The sequence below is a fragment of the Rhizobacter sp. P5_C2 genome, from assembly GCF_054049715.1.
On sequence record NZ_JBFULV010000174.1, the window covers coordinates 1 to 7,517 of the forward strand.

Annotated in this window: 4 protein-coding genes; all 4 read right to left on the minus strand. The window is 71.9% G+C overall.

Annotated elements, in window-relative coordinates:
* Nucleotides 1-105: 105 nt before the first annotated feature.
* Nucleotides 106-900: a hypothetical protein gene (locus tag ACXJLU_RS31935; RefSeq protein ID WP_457337769.1), complete on the minus strand. Its 795-nt coding sequence runs from the start codon at nt 898-900 to the stop codon at nt 106-108.
* Between the two features lie 3 nt (nt 901-903).
* On the minus strand, nt 904-4,650 hold the full coding sequence (locus ACXJLU_RS31940; protein ID WP_457337770.1) for a DUF6519 domain-containing protein: 3,747 nt from the start codon (nt 4,648-4,650) through the stop codon (nt 904-906).
* 35 nt (nt 4,651-4,685) lie between these two features.
* The gene (locus tag ACXJLU_RS31945; RefSeq protein WP_457337771.1) at nt 4,686-7,061 is read right to left on the minus strand and encodes a hypothetical protein; all 2,376 of its coding nucleotides are present in this window, start codon (nt 7,059-7,061) and stop codon (nt 4,686-4,688) included.
* Between the two features lie 55 nt (nt 7,062-7,116).
* Nucleotides 7,117-7,517 (minus strand): hypothetical protein (locus ACXJLU_RS31950; RefSeq protein ID WP_457337772.1); only part of this gene is annotated, 401 nt, incomplete at its 5' end.

Consider the following 7,517-nt stretch of genomic DNA (forward strand, 5'->3'; position numbering starts at 1 on the left):
CTGCTGCGCAGCGGCGTGGCCGGAGCGACCGGAGTGACCGACGCTCGGGCGGCGGTGTCGGTGCCATGCAGCGGTTTCATGCCGGAGCCTCGGGGGTCGCCGCGATCAGCGCTTCGGCTTCGGTGCCGCCTTCTTGGCCGCCACGTTCTTCGCGGCCGGCTTCTTCGCGGCCGTCTTCGCAGCAGCCGTCTTCGTTTCGGCAGCCTTGGCCGGGGCGGCCTGCGCGACGGGCGCCACCGGCGCGGCCACCGTCTTCCCGACCCGCACCACCGACTTCGCCGCCACCCGCAACTGCAGCTTCTCCAGCTCCACCGTCTGCAGCCGCGTCTCGCCGACGCGGATCTTGCCGCTCGCCAGCGTGAACGGCGTGGCCGCTGCCGGCACCAGCTTGCCGCCCTGGGTGCCGACCAGCAGCGTGAGCTGGCGCGTCGCGCCGATCGCCTCGACCTGCTGCGGCTGCAGCACGAAGGCGTAGTAGCCCGCGTCGTCGGCTTCCACCGGCTCGACGCCGGCCACCGGCGTGCCCTTCTCGTCGATCAGCGTCACCGTCACGCGGCCGGCCGCCTTCGCCGATTCGTCGGTGACGCGGCCCTGCAGCAGCGTCTCGGTCTTGGTCACCGGCGGCGTGCGGATCGTGGCGATCTGCTGCTCGACCACCAGCGCCGCGCTGCGCCGCGCCATCGCGTCGCCGGCCGCGCGCAGCCGGGCCGCGCGCGGGTCGTCCTTGCCGCCCTCGCCCGACTCGAGCCGATTCGCCTCGGCCAGCGCCAGCAGGCGGGCCGCCAGCATGGTCTCGCGCGTCAGCACCAGCCAGTCGGCGCGCTGCGCCTGCAGCGTCTCGAACAGGTTCTCGACATCGCCCTTGAAGCTCGCGTTCCCGCGGTTGATGATCAGCGGCATGGCTCACCCCTGTGGCTTGAAGAGAAGGGCCGTGACCAGGCTGCGGCTCTGGCACAGCGGCCCCGGGTTCAGCACCTGGTTGCCGTACTGCACCTCGGCCATCGCCGGGTTCTGGTCCTCGGCGACGATGCAGTGGTCACCCTGGTTGAAGCTGGTGTTGTTCAGCCGCACGCCCAGCGTCAGCAGCGAGAGCTGCGTCTCCTCGCCGCGCTCGCTCAGCCGGTTGGCCGTCGCGCGCAGCGTGTTGCCGTACAGCAGCGCATTGCTCAGCAGGTTGCCGCTGCGCAGGCTGAAGCTCTGGTTCTGCTGCCAGCCCAGGTCGTCGAGCGTCGCCACCGTGTGGCAGGTCACGCTGGTGTTGCCCGGGCCGGTGCGCGACTGGTTGTCGCTGAACAGCACGTTGCCGGCCGGGAACAGCGTCGCCACCGCCGCGTCGCGCTGTGGCAGCAACGCGGCCGGCGCGGCCCTGAAGCCGCCGAAGGCAGCAGCCCTCGGGGCGGGCGCCGCCGCAGCCTTGGTGTCATTCGCCAGGGCCAGCACCACGCCCGAGGTGTCGACCACGTTGCTCGACCGCAGCAGCTGCATGCCGGCCGGCGCGGTGTTCACGCCGCCCAGGTCGTACAGGTAGACGGTGCCCGCCATGCCCTCGGCCGCGCTGAGCCCCGACAGCTCGCTGCTGAACGCGTTGTCGCTGCACTGCACCGGCCCGAACGCGATCGCCGACAGCGCCTGCCCGACCGGCTGGTCGACGACGTTCTCGTGGATGCGCGCGGCCGGCCGCTGGCTGAAGGTCTCGCCCGCAGCCAGCGCCCGCGCATCGAGCAGGTTGAAGTTCGACACCAGCTTGAACACGATCCCGCCGCGCCGCCCCGCGACCAGGTCGCGCGGCGTGATGTCGGGCGTCAGCGGGCCGTTGTCGACGATGCGGTTGTGCGTGACCTCGGCCTCCTCCGCATAGGCCACGAAGATGCCGCACGCCGGGTTCGCGCCGCTCGTGCCGTTGCGCTCGATGGCGTTGTCGACGATGGCCAGGTTCTGCACCATGCCGAGCGAGATGCCGCCGAGGCCCTGCGTCGCGGCGCGTGCGCGCAGCAGGTTGTCGAACAGGTTCAGCAGGCAGCCGCGGATGCGGTTGCCGCGGATCGCCAGGCCGATCACCGGCGTGCCCAGCCGGTCGGCGGCCAGCGCCAGCGCACTCGCGCGCGTGTTCGGCCCAGGCGCCGCAGCGCTCGCGATGCCGATGCCCGACAGCCCCATCGCCTCGATCGCGTTGCGCTCGATCGCGATGTCGTACAAGAAGCCCGAGTCCTCGGGCAGCGGCGTCTCGTCGGCCTTCAGCACCACGGTCAGCTGGAAGAAGCGCTGGTTCGGCAGTTCCTGGAAGTCGATCTTGTCGATCGACATCGTCGCCTCGCCCTCGCCGACCCGCAGCTTGGCCGGGTTGCTGCCGAACACGAACTCGCCCTTCGCGTCGCTCGGCGCTGGCGTGATCACCGTGCCGGTCTCCAGGTCGGTCAGCGTGACCTGCACGCCGGCCATCGGCTTGCCGTCGGGGCCGATCACGAGCCCCTGCACGCCCGATTCGCGCGGCAGCGTGAAGCTCGGATCCTCCTGCGCCGGCGGCGCGGCCGGCGGCGTGCCGCCCAGCGTCACACCATTGCCCGCCCCGCCGGTCACCGCGTTCTCCAGCACCGTCACGCGCTCGCTGCCGCCGCCCAGCTGGATGCCGCCGAGCGCCCGGTACGGCTGCAGCAGCAGGATCAGCGGCGGCAGCAGCAGCGTCCACACCGCGTTCACATAAATCACGAACAGCCGCGGGTTGAAGTAGACGATCTCCAACTTCGCGCACGGGTCGTTCGGGTCCAGCGGGTCCGGCTCGGTCGGCACGTCGAGTGGCGGCATCGCCGGCGCCGGCACCAGCCGGATGTCGTTGCGCTCGATCAGCCCGTCATCGCCGGCCAGGTAGATCGCGACGTCGCTGCCGCGCTTGTCGAGCATGCGGATGCGGTTGTCGTGGATGTGGATGCCGCGCACCTGGCGCGCCCGGATCGCGTTGGTGCAGGCCAGGATCCGGTTGTGCGCGATCTCGATCTCGCTGCACGCGCCGCGCTGGCTGGCCCCCACGACGATCGCGGTGCCGCCCAGCGTCACCAGGTCCATGTGCTCCAGCACCACGTTCTGTGAATCGCGCACCGTGAAGATCGGCTGCGCCGCGCCTTCCTTGCGCGGGATCACCTTGGTCTTGGTGTCGCAGCCCTTGATGCGCACGTTGCTCCGGCCGTCGATCACCGCGTTGGTGGTGTGCAGACCGGGCAGCAGGCAGATCTCGCCGCCGCTGGCCGGCAGGTGCTGCAGCGCCTCTTCGATCGAATCGAAATCGCCGCGGCTGCTGCGCCMGTCGCCGACGTTGAAGGTGCAGCAGATCTTCTGGTTGGTCAGCGGCCGGAAGATGCGCCGGCAGTCGTCGATCTCGCCGTTCGCAAAGCTGATGTCGACCGGCGGCGGCCCGCTCCAGTTCAGGATGCCGAGCGCGACGCGGTGGTGCAGGATGCCTTGCGGTGGCGCCTTCACCGGCCACGGTGCCGGCTCGAACACCGCCCCCGCGGCCCGCACCGGAAAGGTCCAGTAGTCGCCCGGCAGGTAGTTCGCGTTGCCGGCGCTCGCGGCGTCGAGCTCGACGCGGATGCCGTCCTTCAGCTCGACCGGGTTGGCGCCGCCTGGCGGAAAGTCCTGCACCAGCTCGATGCCGTTCCACAGCCGGAAGAAGCCGCTCGATGGCGTCACCGCCGGCCACGCGCCCTGCACGTTGCTCAGCGCCAGCACGCCGTCCTGCGACAGCGTCGCGTCCGCGCTCAGCCGCACGCTCCAGCCGCCGCGCGCGGCGTCCGGCGCCAGCGCCTCCAGGTAGAAATCCTGCAGACCGCAGTGGTTGATCATCTGGTCGTTCGCGGTGATCGCGAGCGTCGCGGTGCCCGGCGCGCCGGCGGTGAAGAGGCCGCGCCCGACCAGCCCGCCGTTCCACTGCGACCACTTGAAGCGGGCTCGTCCGGTGCCATCCGGGTCGGCGATCTCGATGCGGTACAGGTAATGCTCGAGCCCGGTGTAGCCGCCACCGGCCTCCAGCGGGCAGTCGCCGGTGATGTTCAGCACCGGTGCCGGTGACACCGTCAAGCGGCCGCGAGAACCCAGGTCGTCGGCCAGCCCGGCCGCCGCGCTGCAGTCCTCGTTCGGCCCCAGCCGCAGCAGCTTCAGGCTGATGTACGCCTGCGTGCGCTCGGTGGTGTCGGGCCCGCCCAGCGCCGGCTCGATCAGGTGCAGCGGATCCTGGAAGCCGCTCAGCGTGTCTTCCCAGGCCTCCAGCACCACCAGGTCGCGCACGCCGTCGGCAATGGTCTTGGCGGTGGCGGCGGGCGACTGGAACGGCGGCGCGAAGTAGCTCGCGAGGAAGCTGGCCGGCTTGTCCAGCGTCAGCGACAGGCCGTCGGCCCAGGCGCGGCCGGCGTCGAGCCGGACCTTGACCACCGCGCCGTCGGTGCTGGCGTCCAGCACCTTGAAGGCCGCGGTGCCCGAGACCGGCACCGCCAGCACGCCGGCGCCGAAGGTGTCGCGCCCGACCGCGCTGCGCCAGGTCGCCGCGATGGCCGCGGCCTCGTTCCAGTCGCGGTCCAGCAGCACGCGGCCCTGCTGGTGCAGCACGCCGCTGTAGTGAGGAGGCGGGTCGCTGGCAAGAAAAGAGAAGTCGCCCTTCATGGTGGATTCCTCAGGTGAACTTCAGGTGATCGGGATCAAGTGATCGGGATGAGCAGGGGCCGCACGCCGACCGGCATGAATTCGCGCAGCCGGATGCCGATGTTTTTCCACTTGTGCGTGTTGAGCCGGTAGCCGAAGGCGCCCATCTCGTCGCTCGCCGGGCCGTCTTGGAGCACGCGGCGGTCGCAGTCGAGCCGCAGCTGCGCATAGCCCGGGCGGCCATGCCACTCGGCGGTGAAGCGCAGCCGCGCATCGGCAGCGAACACGCAGCCGACGTGCTGCGGCAGCCGGTCGTGGTCGCCGCGGAACCAGCAGAACTTCAGGCAGCTGCCGACCAGCCCGGGTGTCGCGTCGACGGTGTGGCTGTCCTGGTTGTCGTGCACCTCCAGCCGGTGCACGAACAGGCCGCCCTCGCCGTGCGCCGTCTGCACCCGCGTGCGGCCGAAGCAGGTCAGGCCGTGCAGCACCAGGTCGGGCCCCCAGGCCAGCTCCGGGTCGCCGCTGGCGGCGCCGATCGCGAGCGCCGGTGCCGTGGCGACGATGCCGCTGCCGGCGTCGACGATGCTGTCGGTGAGCGTCAGCCGGTAGCCGGTGTCGACCGCCAGCGCACCGGTGATGCTGCGCTCGATGTCGATCTCGGGCACCTGGTCGAAGGCATCGGCATCGACCGCGCCGAGGCCGTAGTTCCCTGTCAGGCGCAGTGCGGTTCGCAGGTCGGCGCGCTTGCCGTTGACGCTGCCGTCGAGCACCAGCCCACCGCCCGGGTCCAGCGTGCAGCCGGCGATGCGCAGGCCGCCGAGCGCCGCCTGCATCACCAGCGCATCGCTGGCCGGGAACGCGGCATCGCGCGTCAGGTACAGGCCTTCGAGCACGAGTGAGAGCTGGCCGATCTCGGGCGCGCCGGCGCCACCAATCTGCGTCGGCCGCGCGCGCAAAGGTTGCACCAGCCGAATCACCGGCCGCTCGCCCTGCGCGCTGCGGATCCACAGCGCATGCGCGAGGCGCAGCGACCGCACGCCGGCGTCGTTGCCGATCGCCGCGACGGCCGTGAGATCGAGCCGGTGCGTCTGGCTGTCGTTGATCTCGATCACCAGCGGGCGCAGCCGCGTCGGCAGGTTGTCGAGCGCGTGCTGCAGCGCGAGCGGGTCGGTGAACCAGTCGATGCGCAGCAGGTCGTAGGCCTGCTCGTCCGGCCAGGTCGTTGGCAAGGGCGTGCGCAGCGCCGGTGCCGGGTGCGCACCGGTCGGCCCGGCCAGGCCGTAGGTGGCAGAGACCAGCAAGCCGTCTCGCAGCGGCTCGGCCTGCAGCGTCGGGTCGGCATCGGGCGTGCCGAACACCAGGCGGCCGCGCTCGGGGTCGATCGCCACCTCCCACTCGCGCAGCGGTGGCGCGAGGCCGGTCTCCCAGGCGCACAGGTTGGCACCGCGCAAACGCCAGGCCCGGCCGACGAACGGCACTTGCGGCAGGTGCAGCACCAGGCCGACCGCGCCGTGGCCGGGGCGCGCGTCCTGCGCCACGGCATAGGTGCGCAGCTCGACATAGGCCTCGGGTCGGCCGGCCGGCGTGCCCTCGGTCAGGCGGGCGCGCGGCATCGGGCCGGGCACCTCGTCCTCGGTGCCCAGGCGCGGCGGGTCGCGGTCGGGCTCGAAGCGGTGGGTGTTGAACAGCGGCCACGGCTCGCCCTGGGCCTGCACGTCGAAGCGCACCGCGAGCGCCGCGGTATCGGGGAACAAGGGTGCGGCCGGCACCGCGGCGATCTGGCGGAAGCGCGGGCGCGACAGCGGCACCTGGAAGTCCTCCAGCCGCCACAGCATCACCGCGAGGTTCGGCAGGTTCCAGCCCGACAGGCCGGCGGTCGGCGGCTTCACGTCGACGACGCGGGCGAACGGGTCGAAGGCCCCGCCCACCAGCGACAGCAGCGCCGGGTCGCGCAGCGTCGCGGTGCCGCCGCGCACCGCCGATGCGATGTCCAGGCGCAGCCGCAGCGGCGGCGTGCCGCCGGCATCGGGCCGCTGGTGGTTCAGGTGCTGGTTCCAGGCCAGGCGCTCGCGCATCTCGACCGCATGCGCGGCCCAGCCGGACAGCGTGAACACCTGCGACTCGACCGCGCCCAGCGTGCCCTTGCGGCGGCGGTGGAACACGGTGCGCGCGACGTCGGCGCGCAGCGTCCACGGGTCGCCGGCCAGCCGCGAGGTGCCGAGCAGGTCGGCCAAATAGGCCACCACCCAGTCGTCGCAATGCTCGATGAACAGGTCGTGGTATTGCGCATCGGTGCGCGCGTGCAGCGCGGCGAAGGTCTCCTCGAGCGCGCCGAGAAAGGCAGCGAGCTGGCCCGGCGGCGACTGCTCGGTGTCGCGCATTCGGTAGACCTCGGGCAGCCGCTCGAACAGCGGCAGGCGCGGCGAACTCATTGGAGTACCTCCGTGCTTCGCACTGCGGTATTCGCCTTGGGACGGCCCAGCGAACTCATGGCGTCACCCCTTCCTTGTCGGCCGCGAGCTGCAGTTGCAGCGAGGCGCTGTCCAGCGCCAGCACGCGGTCGCCGGCACAAGCGAGCGAGCGCTGGGTGGCCGGCACGTTCGCGAGTGCCAGGCCGAAGCCGCTGGTCATCCACACCAGCCGCACCCAGGCCACGCCCGTCACCTGCTGCACCGCGGCGACCACCTGCGAGCCGTGCACGCCTTCGCCGAAGCGACGGCGCTGCCAGCTGAAGAGGCCGCGCGAATCATCGATGCCCTCATCACCCGTCGCGCCGAGCGCTTCGAGGATCAACGGGCGCAGGTCGTCGGCGCGGCGCAGCGGGTCGATGCCGACCACCAGCCGCAGCGCGACCGGCGTGCGCGCGCCCTGCACCACCAGCAGCGGGC

Coding starts and splice junctions, on each gene's coding strand:
- ACXJLU_RS31935 (WP_457337769.1), bottom strand. CDS start 900: ATGCCGCTGATCATCAACCGCGGGAACGCGAGCTTCAAGGGCGATGTC.
- ACXJLU_RS31945 (WP_457337771.1), bottom strand. CDS start 7,061: ATGAGTTCGCCGCGCCTGCCGCTGTTCGAGCGGCTGCCCGAGGTCTAC.